At 36.5% G+C, this 22,779-nt stretch carries 23 protein-coding genes and 1 other RNA gene; 14 read left to right on the forward strand and 10 right to left on the reverse strand.

Going from position 1 to position 22,779, the window contains the following annotated elements; translation table 11 throughout:
- Window positions 1-105: 105 nt before the first annotated feature.
- The gene (gene clpB / locus AC3RVG_RS00350) at window positions 106-2,706 is read right to left on the reverse strand and encodes an ATP-dependent chaperone ClpB (RefSeq protein ID WP_489689438.1); all 2,601 of its coding nucleotides are present in this window, start codon (window positions 2,704-2,706) and stop codon (window positions 106-108) included.
- 234 nt (window positions 2,707-2,940) lie between these two features.
- Here clpB and ytxJ point away from each other — a divergent pair, with 234 nt between their 5' ends.
- Complete coding sequence (gene ytxJ, locus AC3RVG_RS00355) at window positions 2,941-3,336, forward strand: bacillithiol system redox-active protein YtxJ (RefSeq protein ID WP_489689439.1); 396 nt, start codon at window positions 2,941-2,943, stop codon at window positions 3,334-3,336.
- 29 nt (window positions 3,337-3,365) lie between these two features.
- Complete coding sequence (locus tag AC3RVG_RS00360; protein WP_489689440.1) at window positions 3,366-3,590, forward strand: hypothetical protein; 225 nt, start codon at window positions 3,366-3,368, stop codon at window positions 3,588-3,590.
- Window positions 3,591-3,888: 298 nt separating this feature from the next.
- Here AC3RVG_RS00360 and AC3RVG_RS00365 read toward each other — a convergent pair whose 3' ends face one another.
- Window positions 3,889-5,073, reverse strand: coding sequence for a hypothetical protein (locus tag AC3RVG_RS00365; protein ID WP_489689441.1), 1,185 nt, complete (start codon window positions 5,071-5,073; stop codon window positions 3,889-3,891).
- A gap of 268 nt (window positions 5,074-5,341) precedes the next feature.
- On the opposite strand from AC3RVG_RS00365, the gene AC3RVG_RS00370 reads away from it, so the two are divergent.
- Window positions 5,342-5,503 (forward strand): hypothetical protein, encoded by a 162-nt coding sequence (locus AC3RVG_RS00370; RefSeq protein ID WP_489689442.1) that lies wholly within the window; start codon window positions 5,342-5,344, stop codon window positions 5,501-5,503.
- A gap of 128 nt (window positions 5,504-5,631) precedes the next feature.
- On the opposite strand, the gene fahA is transcribed toward AC3RVG_RS00370, so the two are convergent.
- On the reverse strand, window positions 5,632-6,912 hold the full coding sequence (gene fahA, locus AC3RVG_RS00375) for a fumarylacetoacetase (RefSeq protein WP_489689443.1): 1,281 nt from the start codon (window positions 6,910-6,912) through the stop codon (window positions 5,632-5,634).
- Window positions 6,913-7,187: 275 nt separating this feature from the next.
- Here fahA and glyA point away from each other — a divergent pair, with 275 nt between their 5' ends.
- The 7 genes from glyA to AC3RVG_RS00410 all read left to right on the forward strand — a co-directional run bounded on the left by glyA (window position 7,188) and on the right by AC3RVG_RS00410 (window position 12,247).
- Entirely contained in the window at window positions 7,188-8,462 is a 1,275-nt protein-coding gene (glyA, locus tag AC3RVG_RS00380; protein ID WP_489689444.1) for a serine hydroxymethyltransferase, read from the forward strand.
- 137 nt (window positions 8,463-8,599) lie between these two features.
- Window positions 8,600-8,752, forward strand: coding sequence for a hypothetical protein (locus AC3RVG_RS00385; RefSeq protein WP_489689445.1), 153 nt, complete (start codon window positions 8,600-8,602; stop codon window positions 8,750-8,752).
- Window positions 8,753-8,866: 114 nt separating this feature from the next.
- Window positions 8,867-9,853 (forward strand): hypothetical protein, encoded by a 987-nt coding sequence (locus AC3RVG_RS00390; RefSeq protein WP_489689446.1) that lies wholly within the window; start codon window positions 8,867-8,869, stop codon window positions 9,851-9,853.
- A 121-nt stretch (window positions 9,854-9,974) separates the two neighbouring features.
- On the forward strand, window positions 9,975-10,469 hold the full coding sequence (locus AC3RVG_RS00395; RefSeq protein ID WP_489689447.1) for a GNAT family N-acetyltransferase: 495 nt from the start codon (window positions 9,975-9,977) through the stop codon (window positions 10,467-10,469).
- Window positions 10,470-10,486: 17 nt separating this feature from the next.
- Window positions 10,487-11,182, forward strand: coding sequence for an alpha/beta fold hydrolase (locus AC3RVG_RS00400; protein ID WP_489689448.1), 696 nt, complete (start codon window positions 10,487-10,489; stop codon window positions 11,180-11,182).
- Window positions 11,183-11,199: 17 nt separating this feature from the next.
- Window positions 11,200-11,679, forward strand: coding sequence for a nucleoside deaminase (locus tag AC3RVG_RS00405; protein ID WP_489689449.1), 480 nt, complete (start codon window positions 11,200-11,202; stop codon window positions 11,677-11,679).
- A 70-nt stretch (window positions 11,680-11,749) separates the two neighbouring features.
- Complete coding sequence (locus AC3RVG_RS00410) at window positions 11,750-12,247, forward strand: lipocalin-like domain-containing protein (RefSeq protein WP_489689450.1); 498 nt, start codon at window positions 11,750-11,752, stop codon at window positions 12,245-12,247.
- A 69-nt stretch (window positions 12,248-12,316) separates the two neighbouring features.
- On the opposite strand, the gene AC3RVG_RS00415 is transcribed toward AC3RVG_RS00410, so the two are convergent.
- The 3 genes from AC3RVG_RS00415 to AC3RVG_RS00425 all read right to left on the reverse strand — a co-directional run bounded on the left by AC3RVG_RS00415 (window position 12,317) and on the right by AC3RVG_RS00425 (window position 16,394).
- The gene (locus tag AC3RVG_RS00415) at window positions 12,317-13,846 is read right to left on the reverse strand and encodes a hypothetical protein (protein ID WP_489689451.1); all 1,530 of its coding nucleotides are present in this window, start codon (window positions 13,844-13,846) and stop codon (window positions 12,317-12,319) included.
- A gap of 242 nt (window positions 13,847-14,088) precedes the next feature.
- Entirely contained in the window at window positions 14,089-15,156 is a 1,068-nt protein-coding gene (locus AC3RVG_RS00420) for a carboxypeptidase-like regulatory domain-containing protein (protein ID WP_489689452.1), read from the reverse strand.
- 191 nt (window positions 15,157-15,347) lie between these two features.
- Entirely contained in the window at window positions 15,348-16,394 is a 1,047-nt protein-coding gene (locus AC3RVG_RS00425) for a glutaminyl-peptide cyclotransferase (RefSeq protein ID WP_489689453.1), read from the reverse strand.
- A gap of 87 nt (window positions 16,395-16,481) precedes the next feature.
- Here AC3RVG_RS00425 and ffs point away from each other — a divergent pair.
- From ffs to fsa, 3 genes are all read left to right on the forward strand, one after another.
- Window positions 16,482-16,579, forward strand: an RNA gene (gene ffs, locus AC3RVG_RS00430) — signal recognition particle sRNA small type.
- A 192-nt stretch (window positions 16,580-16,771) separates the two neighbouring features.
- On the forward strand, window positions 16,772-17,578 hold the full coding sequence (locus AC3RVG_RS00435; RefSeq protein WP_489689454.1) for an SDR family oxidoreductase: 807 nt from the start codon (window positions 16,772-16,774) through the stop codon (window positions 17,576-17,578).
- Between the two features lie 97 nt (window positions 17,579-17,675).
- Entirely contained in the window at window positions 17,676-18,329 is a 654-nt protein-coding gene (gene fsa / locus AC3RVG_RS00440; RefSeq protein ID WP_111845058.1) for a fructose-6-phosphate aldolase, read from the forward strand.
- A gap of 131 nt (window positions 18,330-18,460) precedes the next feature.
- Here the strand turns inward: fsa and AC3RVG_RS00445 are convergent, their stop codons facing one another.
- On the reverse strand, window positions 18,461-19,849 hold the full coding sequence (locus AC3RVG_RS00445) for a TlpA family protein disulfide reductase (RefSeq protein WP_489689455.1): 1,389 nt from the start codon (window positions 19,847-19,849) through the stop codon (window positions 18,461-18,463).
- 142 nt (window positions 19,850-19,991) lie between these two features.
- Here AC3RVG_RS00445 and AC3RVG_RS00450 point away from each other — a divergent pair, with 142 nt between their 5' ends.
- The gene (locus AC3RVG_RS00450; RefSeq protein WP_489689456.1) at window positions 19,992-21,617 is read left to right on the forward strand and encodes an ABC-F family ATP-binding cassette domain-containing protein; all 1,626 of its coding nucleotides are present in this window, start codon (window positions 19,992-19,994) and stop codon (window positions 21,615-21,617) included.
- Between the two features lie 72 nt (window positions 21,618-21,689).
- Here the strand turns inward: AC3RVG_RS00450 and AC3RVG_RS00455 are convergent, their stop codons facing one another.
- The 3 genes from AC3RVG_RS00455 to AC3RVG_RS00465 all read right to left on the reverse strand — a co-directional run bounded on the left by AC3RVG_RS00455 (window position 21,690) and on the right by AC3RVG_RS00465 (window position 22,681).
- Window positions 21,690-22,112, reverse strand: coding sequence for an RDD family protein (locus AC3RVG_RS00455; protein WP_489689457.1), 423 nt, complete (start codon window positions 22,110-22,112; stop codon window positions 21,690-21,692).
- Window positions 22,113-22,129: 17 nt separating this feature from the next.
- Entirely contained in the window at window positions 22,130-22,363 is a 234-nt protein-coding gene (locus AC3RVG_RS00460) for a hypothetical protein (protein WP_489689458.1), read from the reverse strand.
- A 75-nt stretch (window positions 22,364-22,438) separates the two neighbouring features.
- Entirely contained in the window at window positions 22,439-22,681 is a 243-nt protein-coding gene (locus AC3RVG_RS00465) for a putative signal transducing protein (RefSeq protein WP_489689459.1), read from the reverse strand.
- Window positions 22,682-22,779 lie beyond the last annotated feature (98 nt).

The following is a 22,779-nucleotide window of genomic DNA, read 5'->3' on the forward strand; positions in this document are numbered from 1 at the left end:
GAGCTCCGTTACAGCAAGTTCGAAATGCATAGCAACCCTAATAAAAATATTAACCCCCAAGCAAACGCATTGGGGGTTAATATTTCAAATATTTAAAAACCTATATTACTTAACCAAATCTTCTTGGTTTCTAAACACTAATGCATCATCAAAACTATCGAGCAGAATAATACTGTCGGTAGTTATTTTTCCGCCGAGTATTTCTTTACTTAGTTCGTTTAACACTTCGCGCTGAATTACTCTTTTTACAGGTCTTGCCCCAAATTGTGGATCGTACCCTTTTTCTGAAAGATAAGTAATTGCTTCTGGCGTAGCGTCTAATACAATGTTCTGTTTCATCAACATTTTGGAAACTCCTTTTAATTGTAGCTCCACGATTTTGTGAATGTCCTTTTTAGAAAGAGGCGTAAACATTATAATGTCGTCTATGCGGTTCAGAAACTCTGGCCGCACGGATTGTTTCAGCAACGCAAGCACATCTACTTTTGCGCCTTCCATTGCGGTTTCGGGATCTTTTACAGCTTCAAAACGCTCTTGGATTATCTGGCTTCCCATATTACTGGTCATAATGATAATCGTGTTTTTGAAATCTGCTAAGCGACCTTTGTTATCCGTTAATCTTCCTTCATCTAAAACCTGCAATAAAATATTGAAGGTATCGGGATGTGCTTTTTCAATCTCGTCCAACAAAACTACGCTATACGGTTTACGGCGCACGGCTTCAGTGAGCTGGCCACCTTCTTCATAACCCACGTATCCTGGAGGGGCACCCACCAAACGACTCACACTGTGGCGTTCTTGGTATTCGCTCATATCTATACGGGTCATCGAGTTTTCATCGTCAAACATGTATTCTGCCAAAGCCTTTGCAAGCTCGGTTTTACCGACTCCGGTTGTTCCTAAAAAAAGGAAGCTACCTATTGGTTTTTTCTCATCCTGCAATCCTGCGCGACTTCGGCGAATAGCATCACTCACAGCAACTATGGCCTCATTCTGTCCAACTACACGTTTATGTAAATGGTCTTCGAGGGTGAGTAGTTTTTCACGATCACTTTGTAGCATTTTGGTAATCGGGATTCCAGTCCATTTTGCTACAACTTCAGCTATATCTTCGCGCGTTACTTCTTCTTTTATCATAGAAGTACCTTCATCGTTTTCGGCAAGTTGCGTTTCTAATTCGCTCAATGCAGCCTGTGCATCTTTAATTTTTCCGTAACGAAGCTCGGCAACCTTTCCAAAATCGCCATCGCGCTCTGCACGTTCGGCTTCTAATTTAAAATCTTCAATCTGTGTTTTTAGATTTTGAACATTGTCCACAACCTCTTTTTCGCTTTGCCATCTTGCATTCAGCTCGTTGCGTCCTTCTTTTAAATTACCCAAATCTGAGTGAAGTGATTTCAGTTTCGTTTCGTCTTTTTCACGTTTAATGGCTTCGATTTCTATTTCGAGTTGCATAATTTTTCTGTCCAAAACATCCAGTTCTTCAGGTTTGGAATTAATTTCCATTCTAAGTTTACTAGCGGCTTCGTCCATTAAATCAATTGCCTTATCGGGAAGAAAACGGTTGGTGATATAGCGTTCCGAAAGTTCTACGGCAGCAATAATTGCTTCGTCTTTAATACGAACCTTGTGGTGAGTTTCATATTTTTCTTTAATTCCTCTAAGAATTGAAATAGCACTTTCAGTATCGGGCTCGTCCACGACTACTCTTTGGAAACGACGCTCCAGCGCTTTATCCTTTTCGAAATATTTTTGATATTCATCTAAAGTTGTCGCACCAATAGCGCGAAGTTCACCACGGGCTAGTGCGGGTTTCAAAATATTTGCGGCATCCATTGCGCCTTGTCCGCCACCGGCGCCAACCAAAGTATGTATCTCATCTATAAAAAGCACAATATCGCCTTCGCTAGAAGTTACTTCTTTAATTACAGCTTTTAAGCGTTCTTCAAATTCACCTTTATATTTTGCACCGGCAATTAGCGCGCCCATGTCTAAAGAATAAATTTCTTTAGTTTTCAAATTTTCGGGCACATCGCCATCTACAATTCTATGCGCTAAACCTTCGGCGATAGCGGTTTTACCAGTTCCGGGTTCACCCACGAGCATGGGGTTGTTTTTAGTTCTTCGCGATAGGATTTGAAGTATTCTTCTAATTTCTTCGTCACGTCCAATTACAGGATCCAACTTGCCGTCGCGAGCAAGTTGGTTGAGGTTTTTTGCGTATTTGTTTAATGAATTATACGTCTCTTCGGCACTTTGCGAAGAAACATTTTCACCCCCTCGCAATTCCTGAATGGCGGCTTTCATTCCTTTTTCAGTTACACCTTGGTCTTTTAGGCTTTGTGCAATACTGCTTTTAGAATTGAGAATTGCCAAAAGAAGGTTTTCGATGGAAACATATTCATCGCCCATTTTTTTAGCAATATTACTTGCTTCAAGCACGGTTTTGTTTGCGTCGCGCGACAGCATAATATCGCCACCAGAAACCTTTGGAAAGCTTTCCAATTGCTTGTCGAGAATCTGTTTTAAAGTGGTGAGATTAACGTTTAATTTTTTTAAGATGAAAGGGGTTACATTTTCATCTACCTCAAAAATTCCTTTGAGTATGTGTTCGTTTTCAATCTGTTGGTGCCCGTATCCTTGCGCAATTTGCTGCGCCTGCTGTATGGCTTCCTGGCTTTTTATTGTAAAGTTGTTAAAGTTCATATATAAAAATGTTTTGTTTGCTTTATAATTATTCCCTTCGGCTTCGCTTAGGGAAGAAGAGGTTATTGAGTGTATTCGAAATACAAATACAAAGCCATGGTAAAATTAAGACAAAATGTCGGGCGATCACTACAATTCAACAGACATTTTGACCGATTGAGCTATCTTAGTTTTATCATTTCTTTTAGACTAAAACCATAATGATTCTCGTAATTTTGAATAAAAATTATAATTATGGGATTATTTGATATTTTTAAAACACCAAAAGATATTGTAAAGGAAGAAATAAAAGAATTGCCTTGGAATTTATTGAGCAATATGGAACAATTGGATGAATTAGTAGCACAATCCAAAACCATTCCTGTTGCTATATTTAAACATTCCACTCGCTGCGGAATTAGCAGAGGTGTTTTGAAGATGTTTGAGAAAAGTTACAATCTTGCCGATGACAAATTAAAACTGTATTACCTCGATCTTATTCAAAATCGCGATATTTCAAATGAAATTGCAGCGCGCTTTAAAGTGCCTCACGAAAGTCCTCAAATGATTGTGATTAAAGATGGAATAGTGGTTCATAACGATTCGCATCATTCTATTGAGGCTGCGCATTTGGAGAAGTTTGTTCAATAATTTTCCTTAATTTAGCTAAAACTTATTTTATGGGAACTGCGGAATTAAAAAGCAATTTATTGGAAATGATGGGCAATATTAAGGATGAACGCCTGATTCAATCATTATATGATTTTTTAAAAAGCCGTGAAATAAGCAAGTCTTCAAATCTTTGGAGCAGTTTATCAGACTTTGAAAAGGAGCAAGTTCTTTTAGCTTATGACGAATCTGAAAATGAAGAGGAGCTCATTCCTTACAAAGAAATCTTCAGGTAATTTCAATGGAAATTTTATTTACCAAGCGTGCCCAGAAAAACTATTCTTCTATTACGGATTATATACAAACGAAATTTGGCTTAAGAACTGCAATGCTTTTGCCAATAAATTAATTGATTTTTTGGAAATTTTGAAAAATTATCCAGAATTGGGGAGTTTGGAAGTTGCCGATAAAAGTATCCGCGGTTTTCAATTCAGTAAACAAACTAGAATTTTTTATAGAATAAAAGGCAATCGAATTATTATATTAACTCTTTTCGATGTGCGTCAAAATCCTGAGAAAAAAAACTTATAAATCTTAATAAGTAGTATTATCCCGCAAAATCACCTTAAACCTTTCTTTAATATCCTGCCCAGCATCAAAAACCATTTGTTCGTTGTTGGGGAAGGGGATAGGGCGATTGCTCACAAGTCTGCGGTCATCGGCTGTTAATGCACGTTCATCGCCACGAAAGGTGGCGTATGCATTTTCAAAAACAAATTCGGAAGAAAGCGGAAAACTGTTAAGGTTTCGCCTTTTGTTTAAATCTTTATAAATTACTGCTCCACCAACTAACACGGCTTTTTCTTGAGTGGTAATATAAACCGTAGCAGAAACGTCTATAAATTTTTCAATCTTAAAAGGATTCCCCAAACTGTCGCGCACTATATTTCCTGCGCGATCGCGTCTGTAATCGTAACCATCTTTTATACGTTGTTTTCTGGTGAATTGTCTGTCTGCAATACGTTCCGGAGAGATTTGAATGGTTTGGAAATTCAAATCGATGCCTAAATCATAATTAATTCCATTCTCCCGCTGGCTGTGGTATTCAGTCCAGAAATCGTCTAAACCATAAGTGTTGAAATCGAGCAAGTCTTGCTCTAAACGGAAAGGTATAAATTGCCCTGTATGGTTATTTAAAGCAACAAAAATGAAATCGGTCCCTCGAAAGTGCGTATCTTCTTTAAGCTGAAAAACATCTCTATAATTAGGTTGTACTTCATCTAATTCACACAAAACATTATATGCACTGCGGAAATCTAGCTTAGTGTTGCGTTGCATATAAACAACGGCCTCTTGATATAAAGATTTCACATAATAATCCTTTGCCTGCAACAAATCATTATTGTAATCAGAAAACACAAAATTTGCTTTTCTCCCCATTGAAACGCTGTATAGCGGCAGTAAAGGTCGAATTAAATTTTGTCGCCATTGAAGATCTAAATAGGTGTAATAAATTTCCTTAGCGTTTGCAGGACTATTTTCTTTCTTCAGAAAAGCAAGATGGCGAGTATCTTCGTCCTTCGCTTTTAGAAATGCTTCTTCCAAAACACTTATATGCGCATCATATTCTTTTGCTCCTTTATCTTTTTGAAGTTTTTTAGTGGCAAGTTCTATTGCCTCATCATAATTTCCCTGAGAAACAAACTTTTGGGTTCGCTTCACGCTGTTGCAAGAAATAATGAAAAACATCGTGAATAATAGCGTATAGAAAGCCTTCATAACAAATTGATTTGGTTATGAAGGCTAAAGTACAATAGTGGTGCCAATATTGATTGATAATTTCCAATTGAAATATTTAAACACCAACAGATGATTTATCAAAAATATTTTTTGAGATCATTATTCTTAACGTTTTTAATTCTGAATAAATCTTCATTTTAACATCCTTATTATAATTAATTTATTACCTTTAAGAAGTCTAACTCATTTAAAACCAGTGCTTATGAAAAATTTATCTTTATTTTTTGGAATCTTACTAGTGGCTTGTATGTCTTCTAGTTTTAGCGAAGGTCAGACCGATGTGGGTCATAAAGTTTACGTTTGTCATAGTCCTCCTGGCAATCCATCCAACAAGCAAACTATTTATATTAGTGAAAATGCTGTTGCAGCCCATTTGGCTCATGGATGCACTGAAGGCCCATGCCTATAGAATTTTGAAATCCTAACAGTTTGGATTCAAATTGTCTAAATTGTAATTAAAATTTGTGTAGAATATAAATATCTAATAGGGCAGCTTTTTTTTAAAAAGCTGCCCTATTTTTTTAATAAATTATGTATTTATTGTTTAATTGCAGGCAATAATTTAGTTCTGCACTCTCCAAAACCGATGCGCACAGTTTCATTTTGGCAATACCCTTTTAAGATTACGGTATCGTTATCATTTATAAATTTCCTTTCAGTACCATCAGAGAGTTTTATGGGCTTTTCTCCTCGCCAAGTAAGTTCTAACATAGAACCGAATGAGTCTGGAGTAGAACCAGAAATGGTACCGCTGCCCATCATATCGCCACTATTTACATTACATCCATTAATGGTATGGTGCGCCAATTGCTGGCTCATATTCCAATACATATATTTAAAATTAGAAGTTGTAACCTTTGTTTCGTCCGCATCTTCGGGTGCAATGTAAACTTCTAAATTTATATCATAACTTTTCTTCCCTTTATATTGAAGGTATGGCAGTTGCTCCATTTCTGGTTTCGGGCCTTCTACTTTAAAAGGTTGTAGCGCATCCAATGTAACAATCCATGGAGAAATGGAAGACGCAAAATTCTTAGCCAAGAATGGTCCAAGTGGCACATATTCCCACTTTTGAATATCGCGCGCGCTCCAATCGTTGAAAAGTACTAATCCGAAAATATGATCTTCAGCTTCATTAACAGGAATGGGTTCACCCAAAACATTTGCATCTGTTGTGATAAAAGCCATTTCTAATTCGAAATCTACCAATTTCGACGGACCAAAAACAGGTTCTGTAGCGCCATCGGGCATGGTTTGTCCCCAAGGTCTGCGAGCATTAATTTCGCTTGGGATTATTGAAGAACTTCTTCCGTGGTAACCCACCGGAATGTGAAGCCAGTTTGGCATCAACGCGTTTTCTTTTCCGCGGAACATAGTACCAACATTCGTGGCGTGTTCTTTACTTGAATAGAAATCTGTATAATCTCCTACTTGCACAGGAAGCTGCATTTCTACCTCATCCATTGTAAAAAGGATGTGTTTTCTATGATCTTTTTTGTCGCGAAGGTCTGGATTTTCTTTGTCAAAAATATCGGCAATTCGGTTACGTACCAAACGCCAAGTTTTTCTTCCATCGCTAATAAAATCGTTCAAGGTATCTTGAAGAAATATATCGTCTGTGAGTTCAATTCCTTTAAAATATCCCAATTGGTGTAGGGCGCCAAGATCAATGGCATAATCACCAATACGTGTACCGATGGTAATTATATCGTCGCTAGTCAAGAAAACGCCAAAAGGTATATTTTGAATAGGGAAATCTGTGTCTGGCGCGGTTTCGAGCCAAGTTTTTCGTGTGGGGTCGTTAGCAGTTATAGGCATGTGAATGGTTATTTTTTTTGTTGAAAATAAAACTAAGTAAAAAAACTCAGAATGTTAGAAATCAAAGATTTAATTGATAATTAGATTTTATCTTCAACTAGTATTTGTTAGTAAAAATCTGCATCAAATATATATATTTCATGATAGTTACCGAATGTAATTAGTATTTTTGGATTTAATTAACTTTCAAAGGTGTTTATGGTTTCAGTTTATGGTTCTGAAGCAATAAATTCCACATATTTTAAACACTAAACTTCAAAATTTTAACATTTACTATGCAACGCGACACACAAATTTTTGAACTTATAGAAGAAGAAAAACAACGCCAATTAAATGGTTTGGAGCTAATTGCTTCAGAGAATTTTGTAAGCGACCAAGTAATGGAGGCTGCAGGTTCTGTACTTACCAATAAATACGCCGAAGGCTACCCCGGAAAACGTTACTACGGTGGTTGCGAAGTGGTGGATGAGGTTGAACAAATAGCTATTGATAGAGCCAAAGCGCTTTTTGGAGCAGAATATGCGAATGTGCAGCCACACAGTGGTTCACAGGCTAATACCGCTGTTTTTGCAGCTTGCTTAAAACCCGGCGATAAATTTTTAGGCTTCGACCTTTCACACGGTGGGCACCTAACGCACGGTTCTCCCGTAAATTTTTCGGGCAGACTTTATGAGCCCGTGTTTTATGGTGTTGATAGAGAAACTGGCTATATTGATTACGATAAAGTTGAAGAAATAGCCCTTAAGGAAAAACCAAAAATGATTATTGCCGGAGCTTCCGCATATTCTCGTGAAATCGATTACAAACGTTTTAGAGAAATTGCAGATAAAATTGGGGCAATTCTCTTTGCGGATATTGCACATCCTGCGGGATTAATTGCCAAAGGAATTATGGGCGATCCGCTTCCGCATTGTCACGTTGTTTCAACAACCACTCACAAAACCCTTCGAGGTCCTCGTGGCGGAATGATTTTGATGGGTAAAGATTTTGACAATCCTTTCGGAATAAAATTGAAAAACGGTAACCTTCGTAAAATGAGCAGTCTTTTGGACAGCGCTATTTTTCCTGGAAATCAGGGAGGACCATTGGAGCATATCATCGCCGCAAAAGCAATCGCTTTTGGTGAAGCTTTGACTGACGATTTCCTTCATTATATGGTGCAAGTGAAGAAGAACGCAGCTGTAATGGCGCAAAAATTTGTTGAAAAAGGTTATGGTGTTATTTCTGGCGGAACAGATAATCATATGATGCTAATAGACCTTCGTAACAAGAATATTTCAGGAAAAGAAGCTGAAGAAGCTTTAGGGAAAGCAGATATTACGGTAAACAAAAACATGGTGCCTTTTGATGATAAATCACCTTTCGTTACTAGCGGAATTCGTATTGGTACGGCAGCCGTTACCACGCGAGGTTTGGTTGAAAAAGATATGGGTAAAATCGTCGATTTAATTGATGAAGTAATTATGAACCGAGAAGATGAAGCCAAATTAGAAAGCATTGCAGTGAAAGTAAATGAAATGATGTCTGGCTTGCCTCTTTTTAAAAGTTAAGTAAAACAGCACCAAATTTTTATAAAACCTTCGGCCGATCGCCGAAGGTTTTTTTGTTTTTCGACGCAACTATTTAAATTTTTTCAGACTATAGGGTAAAGAGTTTAAAATTTAAAAATTCATAAAAACCTATCGCTATGAAAAACTGGTTCATTCTTTTAGTGCTTTCTGCAGTATTCATTAGTTGCTCAAAAGATGCTGACGACACAGCTCCCGAATTACAGGATTTTACAGTTACATTAAACGTTGATCCGGAATATCGTTTCAGCCAATTTACCCAAAGCCTCTAAGCCTTTCTAAGCGATCAAAACGGAAACATATTAGATAGTGGCGAACTTCAAATAGGGCAATCGTTAACTCTAAATTTTGAAGGAGAGCCTTCATCAGTTCACGATTTAAGCTATATGTATTATGCAAATATTGATATTGCTGGCGAAGAATTATATACGTTAATCACTTTTTCAGATATAGATTCGGGTGAATATTTAATAGGTTCAAGACCGACGCTTGAAAACTCAAATGATGAAATTTATTTAAACTTCATCAATACCGGTTATCCGAGCGAAGTAACTTCTAGCACGTCTGGCGCAGGAAATTTTGGTCCCGAAAACGGCGGCTATTATAATTATCGAGGAAATTTAGCGGCATCGCCAACGAGTGATTTCTACATAACTTTAAAAAGCCCGAACGATCAATTTGATAGATATTTTTGGCAAAGAGACATTCCTGAAGGTTCTGTTTTTAATATAGATTACGCCACTTTGCCAGAAATTCAAAGCAGTGTAAATGTACAAATTCCTTCAAATACTATATACGGTTTCGGTCTTGAAGGTATTAAAGGCACCAACGGGATTCGTCATTCAATCAGGCAGGGCAATTACCCCGATGGTCATACTTCGCTATCTATTCCTGTGCCCAATTCTATTTTTGATGTTTTTCTATTTCGACTTAGTTTCGGAGATGCTAATTTTCAGTATTTTAATGAAATGCTTACAGCTACCATTCCAACTACTGTTGCCACTCCCCAAATAAGCTTTACGGTAAACAACCAATCCCCAGCAAATTTTAATATTACCACTAGTGGCGATGCTGCTATTTATAATATAATTTTCCGAGGATCCAATACCAACGAAACTGTATCTGTTGCCCACAGCATTTATGGCGAAGTTGCGCCTGAGGTAGCTTTTTCAAAAGAAAACTTACGGTTGAATATTCAGCGAACGTACCCAGAATTAAATGGTTTTGAAACATTGCCGCTGGGTTCGATATCATTAATGCATTACAGCGAATTGAATTCATATAAAGATATTCTGGAATTTAGAATCCAAGGAAAAGTGTATGAAATTCCAGAAAACGGTTTTTATGAAGGAGTTTCAAAACAATTCGATTAAAGTAGTTTGTTTGAATATTGAATGAAAACCTTCGGTTAGCAGCCGAAGGTTTTTTTATTTGTAATGGTAAGCAATCTGGCAATTATTTATCTTTGAACATTGTTCAATAGCTTTTAATAATATGAAAATAGAAACCGACCGACTTGAATTGAGGGAGTATACTATTAACGATGCTCCATTCATTTTTGAGTTGATGAATAGCGAAGGATGGCTAAAGAATATTGGCGACAGAAAGATCAAAACTGTTGAAGATGCCGAGGCTTATATGCAGAAATTTTACCTGAGTAGTTATGAAAAAAATGGGTTCGGTCCGTTTTTAGTTTCTCTAAAAGATGGAACACCCATCGGCTCCGCGGGACTTTATAAAAGAGACAATTTAGACCACCCAGATATTGGTTTTGCGTTTTTGCGAGAGTTCGGAAATCAAGGTTATGCCTACGAGGCTTCAAAAGTAGTTATGCAGTTTGCTTCGGAAAATTTAAAACTCAAAACATTACTAGCTATTACCCTTGAAACTAACCTTTCTTCCATAAATCTTTTAAAAAAATTAGGTCTTTCCGAAATTGGAACTTATGTTTATAAAGATGGCGAGGAGCTTTTGCTGTTTTCAAATTAATAGTAATAAAATTTGCTTTGAAATATCCAATCCTATTATTACACGGCGCACTGGGATGCAGCCAACAATTGGTTTCTCTTCAGGAAAAACTATCATTAAACTATGATGTTTTCGTCTTGGATTTTGAAGGACACGGCAATTTTAATAGCGATGCAGAATTTTCAATAGACCTATTTTCTGAAAATATAATCAGTTTTTTGAACGAAATAAAAATTGCAAAAGTGAATATCTTTGGATTTAGCATGGGTGGATATGTAGCTCTAAATCTGGCAAAAAACTATCCCGAATTTGTGGGAAAAATTATAACTCTGGGCACTAAATTTGAATGGACACCGTCTTTTGCCCAAAGTGAAATTAAAATGCTTAATCCGGAAACCATCCAAATTAAAGTCCCAGCTTTTGCAAACCGTTTGGAGCAATTACATGGAATAGATAACTGGAAAGGCGTTGTTATTAAAACTGCTAAAATGATGGGTCGCTTAGGCGACAATCCAACTTTAAAAGCAACAGATTTTAAGCAAATTAATCATACAACACTTATTTGTCTCGGCGAGTTGGATACTATGTCCACCCAAGTAGAATCAAAACAAGTAGCGGAATGGTTGCCAAATGGCACATTTAAGGAAATTGAAAATTTGAAACATCCCATTGAAAACGCCCCAGTTGAAAAGATTGTCAACATTATAAATAGATTTTTAGAAGCAAATACATAAAATAAAATTATTAAAAAATGATCACAGAAAAAGACAAACAGTTTATAAAACGCGCCATAGAACTTTCGGAAAAAGGGATGAACAACAACGCTGGCGGCCCTTTTGGCGCAGTAGTGGTAAAAAATGGCGAAATAATTGCCGAAGGTTTCAACGAAGTAACATCCAGTAACGACCCAACCGCACATGCTGAGGTAGTTGCAATCCGAAAAGCTTGCGCTGTTTTAAATACATTTCAACTAGACGATTGTATCGTTTATACTTCCTGCGAGCCTTGCCCCATGTGTTTAGGTGCTATTTATTGGGCGCGACCAAAAGCCGTTTTCTATGCATGTACAAAGGAAGATGCCGCGGAAATAGGCTTCGACGATGATTTTATTTACGATGAAATAGAAAAAAATATCGAGAACCGAACGGTTAAATTTATTAATCTGGATAGGGAAGAGGGCCGAAGAGTTTTCAAAAAGTGGGAAGCGAAAGAAGGAAAAATTGACTATTAAATAAATACATCCTGCAAGATTTTTAAAACCTTGTAGGTCTTTCAGTATCTAACAAAATTACTTCTCTAAAATGAACAAAATAAAATACATCGTTGCCGCTGGAATTTTTGCATTTGCAATTTCCTGTCAAAACGAAAAACCAACAAGCCCATTAATTAAAGGTCTTTGGAAGCTCGAAAGTATGCAAGTGCGCGACACCGCGACAAACACTTGGAGTCATTATCGCGGTGGAATGGACGGTTATCTGCTTTATGATGATAGTGGCCATGTGGCGCTTCATTTATATGATAAAGGCTACGAAAACACGGGAATTGAATTTCCAAATTTTACCGATACCATTCCATTGGAATCTTTAAAGTATATCACGAAATCATACTATTATGTGGGGAATTACAAAGTTTCTGAAGCAGATAGTATTGTTTCGCATTTCAAACTTTCGCACTCAAACCCATCCGAATTTGGGTTAACGGCAGAAAGACGTTTCTACTTTAGTGGCGATACTTTGATAATGCAGCCTGTGGAGCGAAAAAACTCAAAACTAAAGCTGAAGTGGTTAAAAGCACAATAACTTCAAATTTAAAAACTGAGCATAAAAAAACCCGCCACATTGGACGGGTTTTTTATACACTTCTTTTTCTTAACCTTCGGGAAATATTGTAGTTTCATAAGCTCCGGCATCTGGCGGAGTGCTACGCGAAGTTCCATTTAAATCTAATGCTGGACCAACACCATTTTTACCAATATTTTCTGCACCAGAAGTTTGAGCTTCAATATTGAAATTATTCATATCTGTATTTTGAAAAATAGGATCTAAGTTTAATTGAGTTGCAGTGTACAAATTGTTATTGCTAAAATCGTATAATGGATTGTCGCTAAACTCTCCCGTTGGATCTTCAAAACGGACTAAACAATTTTCAAAATTAAAATTGAAAGCGGCCGCATCATTTTTAAAAACGGAGAATTCTCGGCGTTCGTTACCGTAAATTATACAGTTTTTGAAATTCGCTTTTATTAAATCTGCCACAAAAATATCATCACCACTTTCTAGGCTATTATCTATTGAAACAGCAGGGAAGGAGCGGAAACTGTTGGTCCAATAATTAGCAAAAGTACAATGTCTAAATTCATAGCTACCTCCTAATTCAATTGCCAATGAGGAACGTCCGCTATTGTTTATCACCATATTTTCACCTTCAATTACACCAGTTTTTGCAAGTATGCCGTAAAATGAACTATTATAAATTTGCACATTTCTTAAGGTTACGGGGCTATCCTCCACATTCAGACTAATGCTACTATTTTTTATCGTGGTATAATTAAATTCATTGTTTACACTACCAGATGTTAGCCAAATGCTAAGCCATTGCCCCGGAATGTCAGCGAATCCAGGCTCCAAACGGTCTCCTTCAAAAATCACTTCTTTTTCTAAAGCAATGGGATCGTCACTTTTTTCACCCATGGATTTTATTGTTCCGTTCTCAGCGACTAAAAGAGCGCTGCCATTGTGAAAATGTACGCGAGCACCTGCTTCAATAGTCAGCGTTTTATTGCTGGGAACAGCTGCGTAACCGTAGATTACATATGGCTTTTCATTTGTGAAGGTTAATTCGTCATCGTCTAATAAAAATCCTTCTATATATATTGGTTCTTCGTTCTCGTCAAGACCGAAGTAAAGTGATTCGGTAGTTCCGTCGGCATATTTTTCAGGGAAAAGGAAAATGGCATCTTTTACAAGGGTTACCAGATCTACTTTTTGCTGATTTCCACCGCTATCAAAAAGCAATTCGTCTGTATAAAGAAAATCCAGTTGATTGGTAGGTAGGTTGTTTATATCGAATGTAGTTTCAATAAAAATGAAGATACTGTCTTTTGCCAAAACTTGTACGTTTTCAAAAACCTTTCCGGGCATTCCGTCAACATTCAAGCGATATTTAGAAGCTTCGCCCTGCGCCAAACGAAGGGTAGGAATGTTAATATCCTCATCGCTTCGGTTATAAACTTTTAAGTTATAGGTGCTAGAACCAATGTTTGAAAAAATAGTATCTAAATAAACCGTGTCTTTTGAAAACTCTAAGTTTCCGGTGCTGGCAACGGTTTCAAAATCGTTGCGGCAAGAACTCCATAATACTAGGCAACACAAAATTGCCAAACCGTATAAATATCTCATTCAATTATAATTTTGGTAAAAATATAACTTTTTATGAAGCTAATTATTGTAATGCTGGTAGAAGTTTTCTGTCGGGATTGTATTGAGAGAATCCTGTGCCAGAAAAAAGAATAACCACGAATACACGAATATTTTAAAAAAAAAATATTTCGTGTATTCGTGGTGTAAATTTTCTCCTTTCTAATCAGAAACGAATAACTATTTCTAAATAATCTCGAGCTTCACCATTTTGCTGCATCCCGCTACTTGTTTTTACGCGCCGCTTTTTTGCGAGCTCTTTGAAGTTTATTGAATTTAATAGTGTTTTTATAAGCAGCTTTTGCTTTTTCGTACCAATTAGGATCTTTATCAGGTACATAATAGTCGTTATAAGAAATTCCACCAGTAACAACAACTTCGCCCATCATTGCTCCCGAAAGTTCTAAATTTATAGTATTTGAAATATTTGAAACCGTTATTTCTTGGGTTTCAAATCCTACGTAGCTAAAAACCAAAATATCGCCTGGTTTAGTTTCAATGCTATAATTGCCGTCAAAATCTGATTGTGTTCCAGTGGAAGTTCCTTTTATTATAATATTTGTCCCGGGTAGCGGCAAGCCCGTGTCATCTGCAACTACACCTTTTGTGAAGTTGGATATTGAATCAGGCTTTATTGGCTTTTCAATAGTGGGAGCTATTTTGCCAACCATGATACTTTCTATAATTACCTCACGATTCATTGAAACAGCAATTGTTTTTGAGGAGCTACTTAAACTAATTACTTTGGTATAGTAATCCTTTAGATTATAGGAAAGACGTTCGTTATCCAGTGTTACAATTCTGTATTCGCCTTTTTTATTGGTCCATTCACGTGCTCCCGTTTCGTTGGAAGTTATTTCAACATTTCTTAATGGGTTTCCGTTTTCATCAGTTACAACTCCTTCGGTAATTATTTGAATTCTATCAAGTGCTTTGCTAAAACGACCAATTCCCAATGAAATCATCGGTTTTTCTGAAAGTGAGTTAGTTTCAGTTTTTGGATTATTTGAAAGCAACGTCAACGGAAGTAACATTGAAGCCGCAATGGGAGCGAAGCTTTGTCCGCTTTTGCGCTCTAATTTTACTTCGCGGTTGAGTTGTGATTTTTTCACCCTTCCACAGGTATTTTTACTTTTCGAAAGAATTTTCACCAATTCTTCATCGGTTTTTGAAGTTAAGTCGACCACTTCTTTGGTGCAAACCCCGCAGAATTTGCCTTTTTCGGTAGTAGTCATTTTAGCCCAATCTTCGTGGCAAGGCTCTGGAATGCGGATTGTGATAGATTTTTTCATGATTTCGATGGTTTTGTTGATTCAAAGAAATCAAATATTGAACCATGAAAAAATAGCTTTTGAGGGAACTAGCTATTTGGGTGAGGGAAAAGTGTTATTAAAAAACAAACCACGAATGCACGAATATTTTTAAATAATTATTCGTGCATTCGTGGTAAAATTTTTCCGCTTTGCTAATCAAAAACAGCTAATTATTTCTGAATTATCTCGATTTTAAAAAGCTTGTCCCAGTTTTTTCCTGTTATATAAAGTATGTTTGGTTCGCCGTTGTAAGCAATTCCGTTAAGCACATCCAACTTTGGGTGTTGGGTAACTTTATCTTTTAAATCGGTTAAGTCTATCACACCTTCTACCGCACCGTTTGTAGGATCAATAATAGCGATGGACCCCTGCTGATATACATTTGCATAGATTTTCTCTTCAACCCATTCTAGCTCGTTTACACTGCTTATTTTGCTGGTATTTGTAAAAATCTCTATGTAATCTTTTTCAGCAAGTGTGTTCGAATTTAATGTCCAAATTCTGTCGGTGCCATCACTTTTATAAATATTGTTTTCGGAATCGTGGCAAAGCCCCCAACCTTCGCGACTTTGTCCGTAAACAAATGTTCCTGTTTGCTCCATGGTTTTAAGATTGTAAATAAAACCTGTGTTTTCGCGCCACGTAAGTTGGTATATTTTGTTGTTTAAAATAGTTAGTCCTTCGCCAAAATATTGTGCGGCTAAACCAACTGTTTGCAATACTTCGCCTGTTTTATAATCTGTTTTTCGCAGCGAAGATTCTCTGTATTGTCCGGTACTTTCGTACAAAGTGTCGTTTTCAAATTCTAAACCTTGAGTGTAGGCATTTATATCGTGCGGATAGGTTTCTAAAATTTTATAAGTGTAAATTTTTGGTTTTATAGCGGACAAAATAGTGATGTTTTGTGAAGCTTCAAATTCTTCTCCATCTCTATAAATCTTAGCTATTAGCATTTTTTCGCCTAACTTTTTCCCCGAAAGGGAAATGGTTTTACCAGAAACTTCAATTTTGTCTTTATTCAAAAAGTAAAGGATAGAATCGGTTTCAATATTCTTTTTGTTGATTAATGAAACTGTTAGCACATCTTTGGTGGTGTAAGTCTTCTTTGGATTCTCAATTTTCAATGAAAAATTATCTTTTTTTTCTTCAGAATTACTTCCGCAGCCACTCAAAAAAAGAAGTAAAAGTGTAGGAGCTAAAACGTTATATATTTTCATGTGTAACAATTAATTTGCTGCAAGGTATTTATTAAAATTGAAATGTAAAAATACTTGCAAAAACTTGAAAAAGCCTTATCTTTGCGGCGGCAAGTCCTACACAACCAGCTCCTGTTGAATCCTCCAGGGCGGGAACGCAGCAAAGGTAAATAGTTGAGCGGTGTGATGTAGGTAGCTTGCCATTTTTTGTGCGCTAAACTTTCGTTCTGAAAGGGAAGCACGAAACAGGACTGAAGGGAAACAGGACAGATTCCAAAAAAATATCTCACACCCGTCTTGATTCTTGCAGCAAAGCGATATTGGTTCTTGTGTCTTTTTGCAAAAACTATTTGGAAAACCCAGCACATAAGCGCACCTTTGCCCTTCAACAACCATTTATGCCAAAAGTAGTACTCATTACAGGCGGTTCTTCGGGAATAGGTAAAGCCATTGGCGAATATCTTTCTGAACGTGGCTACCAAGTATTCGGAACTAGCCGAAACCCCGATAAAATTACTAATTCTGCGTTTCCACTTCTGAAAATGGATGTGAACGAAACTGATTCCATTAAAGCGGTAATTGCTGAAATTATTAGTAAAACCCAAAAGATAGACGTTGTAATAAACAACGCTGGCGTCGGGATTACGGGCCCAATTGAAGAAACTCCCGAAAGCGAAATTAAAAATGCCTTCCAAACCAATTTTCACGGACCTATAAATGTAATTAAAGCCGTTTTGCCACAAATGCGCAAACAGGGTTTTGGGCATATTTTAAATATTACTTCTATCGCTGGATATATGGGACTTCCGTACCGCGGAATTTATTCTGCGAGCAAAGCTGCATTGGAAATTACCATAGAAGCAATGCGAATGGAAACTTCGCAATTTGGAATAAAAATGGCGAATATTGCTCCGGGCGATTTTGCTACAAACATTGCCGCTGGTCGTTATCATGCGCCAGTGTTAGAAAATTCGCCTTACAACAAAAACTACGGCAACACGCTAAAAATGATGAACGAGCACGTAGATAATGGTGGTGATCCGTTGGAAATGGCTAAGGTGGTATATAAAATTATTGAAAACCCGAATCCGAGAATTCATTATAAAGTAGGCTCATCACTACAGAAATTTTCAATTGTACTGAAACGTGTTTTGCCAGATAAAGTTTATGAGCGCATGCTTTTGAAGCATTATGGGTTGAAGTAAAATTGTTGAATTTTCAACTTATCAATCTTTGTAAACAACGGTATTTAATTTACACATTCTTCGCTATTTTTGCTAAACTTAATTTGAAACCTTACCTATGAAATTCTTTATCGATACTGCAAACCTTGACCAAATTCGCGAAGCCCAAGATTTAGGGGTGCTCGACGGCGTAACCACTAATCCATCGTTGATGGCAAAGGAAGGCATTACTGGCCGTAATAATATTCTGAAGCACTACGTTGATATCTGCAATATTGTTGATGGCGATGTTTCGGCAGAAGTTATTGCAACAGATTTTGAAGGAATGGTAAAAGAAGGCGAGGAACTTGCTGAACTTCATCCACAAATTGTGGTAAAAGTACCGATGATAAAAGAAGGTATTAAGGCGATTAAATATTTTACAGATCACGGCATTCGTACTAATTGTACCTTGGTTTTTTCCGCAGGACAGGCATTGTTGGCTGCAAAGGCGGGAGCAACGTACGTTTCGCCGTTTATCGGACGCTTGGACGATATTTCGACCGACGGGTTGGAGTTAATTGCAGATATTCGTTTGATTTATGATAATTACGGTTTCGAAACAAAAATTCTTGCAGCCTCAATTCGCCATACAATGCACGTAATTAACTGTGCAAAAATAGGCGCCGATGTAATGACAGGCCCGCTTTCTTCAATAGAAGGTTTACTAAAACACCCATTGACCGATAGCGGTTTAAAGCAATTTTTAGAAGATTATAAAAAGGGTAATTAATATTTTGGGAAATTGAGCGGAGTCAGAATGACACTAATTGCTTCGGCTCCTCTTGGCTGCCAATTCTGTTTATTGTGTGCAATCTAATAGCAGGCGTTGCACAGAGACGAAAAGATTATCTTTTGGAGCGGTTACTTATTTAGAAAACCAAGAAGTAGTTGCTCAAAATTAGTGTTGAACAAATTGATCTTCCCTTCAAGTATTACTCCGTTTTTATCCAATATTATGGCGCTATTCATATATTTTACGAGCAACTTCTTTTCGGCATCATTTAAATTTTCAATTTGAAATTCGTTTGATGGATTATAACCAGCATTGATTATAGTTTGTCGCCATTTTTTAAAGTGAGTGTCGGTATTTATTCCCAAAAAGGTATATTCTGGATATTTAGATTTTAGTTCTGCGGCACGACTATGTATGTTTTTATACAGCGTAGGCGATTTTCCAGACCAGAAATAAAGAACCGTAGGTGTTTTAATAACGCTTAATAAATCTTTTACAATATTATCTGCATTTACCAAAGTAACGTTGGGAATTGTGTTGCCAGGCGTGAGTTTAACAGTTGTATTGTACATTTTGCGAACCTCTTTCAGATAATTTTCATCCGTATTCATTTTTGTGAATGCCTCTAGAAATTTACCTTCCTCGTCGGCATTCTTAGCATTTAGAAAATAATAAAGAGCGTTAGAACGAAGCAAACTATTTTTTAGCGTGTCTGAAGTAACTATGCTGTCAATAAGTTGAATTTTTCTATAATTAAATTTGTACGAGTTACGGTCTACAATTGTATTTGCTTTGTATTCTGAAAACACTAGATTTTCAAAATATCGGTTCATAAATCGGTAATATGGATAGTAAAATTTAAGTTCGTCTAATTCAAAATTTATTTTTTTTCTATAGTCGAAAAAGTTTTTATCGAATTCGGCTATATTCTTTCTATTCGCTGCGGTGTATTTTTCTTTTTTTATATAATAATCGTAAGTAATATTTGCCAAGGCTGTTCTTTTGAAACCGTCTGCAACAGGGTTTTGAGCTATATAATTTTTGTATTCTTTAAGTTTAATCTGTTTTAAAGAGTCAATCTTCTTTGTGAAATCTTTAGAAGAGAGTGTATACCAATTTGGAAGTTTTTGATTTTCAGTTTCATTATTTAAATACAGATACATTAGTAGGTTGTTCTGTTCGCCACCTCTTCCAGAATAGGCTAGCGATTCATCAAAATCAATAGTGTTTACGTGGAGTAACAAACTATCACCGGGCTCAATAAAAAATACTTGAGTTTCGTTATGCTTAAAATTATAAAGTCCAGCCTTAATTTTATCGGTTTTGTATAAGAAGAAGTTATTGGAGTCTAATTTAACGGTGTCTAATATTTTATCTCCTTTGGAAAAAATAATATAATCGAGAGTTGGATTTATTATTTGGCCGCTTATCCAAGTAATTTCTACAATGTTCTCTTCCTTATCTTTACAGGAAAGCAATAGTGTAAATATTAAGAGAGGAAGTAGTTTTTTGAACAATCGATTTTAATTTAAAGATAGCTAACAAATTTAGCAACACATTGGCATCAATGTGTTAAATGGTAGTTAAAAGGATTTTTAAAACGTTAATCTTTTCGGGGTGTCGCTTAAATACCTACTTTTGCGCAAAATTTAAAAAGTTATGCTTTCAATTTCAAATCTTTCAGTACAGTTTGGAAAACGTGTATTGTTTGACGAGGTGAGTACACAGTTCACTACGGGCAATATATATGGAATTATTGGTGCTAATGGCGCCGGAAAATCCACCTTATTAAAAATTATTTCAGGCAAACAAGATCCTACTTCTGGCCACGTGCATTTGGAAAAAGGAAAACGTATGTCTGTTTTCGAACAAAACCACAACACCTATGATGATTATATGGTTTTGGAAACCGTTGTTAGGGGGAATAAGGAATTGTTTTCAATAAAAACGCAAATAGACAAACTTTACGAAGATTATACCGATGATAACGCCGAAAAAATTGGCGAACTTCAAGTAACTTTTGAAGAAATGAACGGGTGGAATGCAGACAGTGATGCAGCAGCAATGCTTTCAAACTTAGGTATTGATGCAAGCCTTCATTTTACTTTGATGAAAGATTTGGATGGAAAACAAAAGGTGCGAGTGCTTTTAGCGCAAGCGCTTTTTGGTAATCCAGATGTGCTTATTATGGATGAGCCTACCAACGATTTGGATTACGAAACCATCAATTGGTTAGAAAACTTTTTAGCCAATTACGATAACTGCGTAATCGTTGTTTCTCACGACCGTCACTTCTTAGATGCGGTGTGTACACACATTAGCGATATTGACTTCGGAAAAATTACGCATTACAGCGGTAACTATACTTTCTGGTACGAAAGTAGCCAATTAGCTGCACGTCAACGTTCGCAGCAGAACAAGAAAGCTGAAGAAAAGAAGAAAGAACTTCAAGAATTTATTATGCGTTTTAGTGCAAACGTTGCAAAAAGCAAACAAGCAACTTCGCGTAAAAAAATGATTGAAAAATTGAATATTGAAGAAATTAGACCTTCAAGCCGTCGCTACCCAGCAATTATTTTTGAACGTGAGCGTGAAGCTGGCGATCAAATTTTAACTGGTGAAAATCTTTCGGCCTCTATAGATGGCGAAGTGCTTTTCAAAAATGTGAATATCAACTTAGCGAAAGGCGATAAAGTAGTAATTTACTCTAGAGATTCTCGTGCTGCTACAGCTTTTTATGAAATATTAAACGGCCATATGGAAGCAGATACTGGATCTTTTCAATGGGGAATTACTACAAACCAAAGTTATTTGCCACTAGACAACGAAGATTTTTTTAAAAATAATCTGTCGCTAGTAGATTGGTTGCGTCAATACACTAAAACGGAAGAAGAGCGCGAAGAAGTTTTCATCCGTGGTTTCTTAGGAAAAATGCTTTTCAGCGGTGAAGAAGCACTTAAGACGAGTAATGTGCTCTCTGGAGGTGAAAAAGTAAGATGTATGCTTAGCCGTATGATGATGCAGCGTGCAAACGTTTTAATGCTAGACGAGCCTACAAACCACTTAGATTTGGAATCTATTACGGCTTTCAACAATTCATTAAAAAACTTTAAGGGAACGATTTTGCTTACAACTCACGATCACGAGTTTGCACAAACCGTTGGAACACGAGTTATAGAACTTACTCCAAGCGGCGCAATAGATCGTTACACAACTTTTGATGAGTATATGAACGATAAAAAATTGAAAGAGCAGCGCGATAAAATGTACGCTGTAGAAGCTTAAGCATAGCTTTAATCAAAAATTTAAAAAGTCAGTATTGATTTGAAAAACCTTCAAATCAATACTGACTTTTTTTTAATTGGAGAAACTAAATGAAGTTTCAACCGTTTTCGTATTACTATATTTGTCTTCAAGAGTATTTCCATTTATTAGAAATACAAGTGCACTAATTGGAAGAAATAGAATACTTATCATTTTTAATACTGTCCGATATATTCGTGATTGTAGGCTTAATTGGTCATTGTTTTTTAGAACAACTTTTATTTTCATCACTTGCTTCCCAACTGTAATTGCATTGTTGAAAATATCGAAAATAATAAAATACATCGAATAGAATAAAAAGGACCAACTGATTCCGTAGGTAAAAGTTGTGTCGAAAATTGTCGTTGTGCCCAACTCTCTTTCAATCTCAAAAAACCCTGAAGATAGCGCCGAGATCGTTGCGATAATCAGTAAGTCGATTAAAAACGCGAATATTCTTTTGTTGTTAAAGTTCATTAATACTGACCTTCATTTTATTCTTCAGTAATTTCTACTAAAAACTCCTCTATGGTGCTTTGCGCCTTTTCATATTCATCATTTCTGATAAAAACCATAGTTTGGTTAGCAATACTCATTGTAAAGCCTGCGCGTACACTGCTGTCGTGATCATTGCGTTCAATTGGGTTGATGTCAATTTCATTTAAGCGTGCTATCAAACCTTTGGCAATAAGCGTTGGGCCGGTATAAATTCTTTTTGTTTCAGACATAGTTTTTTTTGGTAAAGGTAGAATAGTAAACGTGTTAAAAAAAAGTATTTCACTCACCGCTCACTGTTAATTCATTTATTCTTCTATTTCTTTAAGATATGCATCCACGATAGGTTGTGCAGTGGCTAGTTCGTCTTTACGCACAAATACGCGCACTTGATCGTCATATTTGCTGCCGGAACCAAACATAACGCCGCTTTGTTCATCATCACGAAGTATTGGGGTAATATTTGCGTCTTTTAATCTTCCTACTAAGGCTGCGGCCATAATATCTGATCCGGTGTATATGCGGATTGTTTCTTCTTTGTTATCTGACATTTTTTATGTTATTGAGTTAATATATTTTTTATGTTTTTTGACCACTGACCACTGACCACTGACCACTGACCACTGACCACTGACCACTGACCACTGAC

The organism is Aequorivita sp. IT1282, assembly GCF_058068205.1.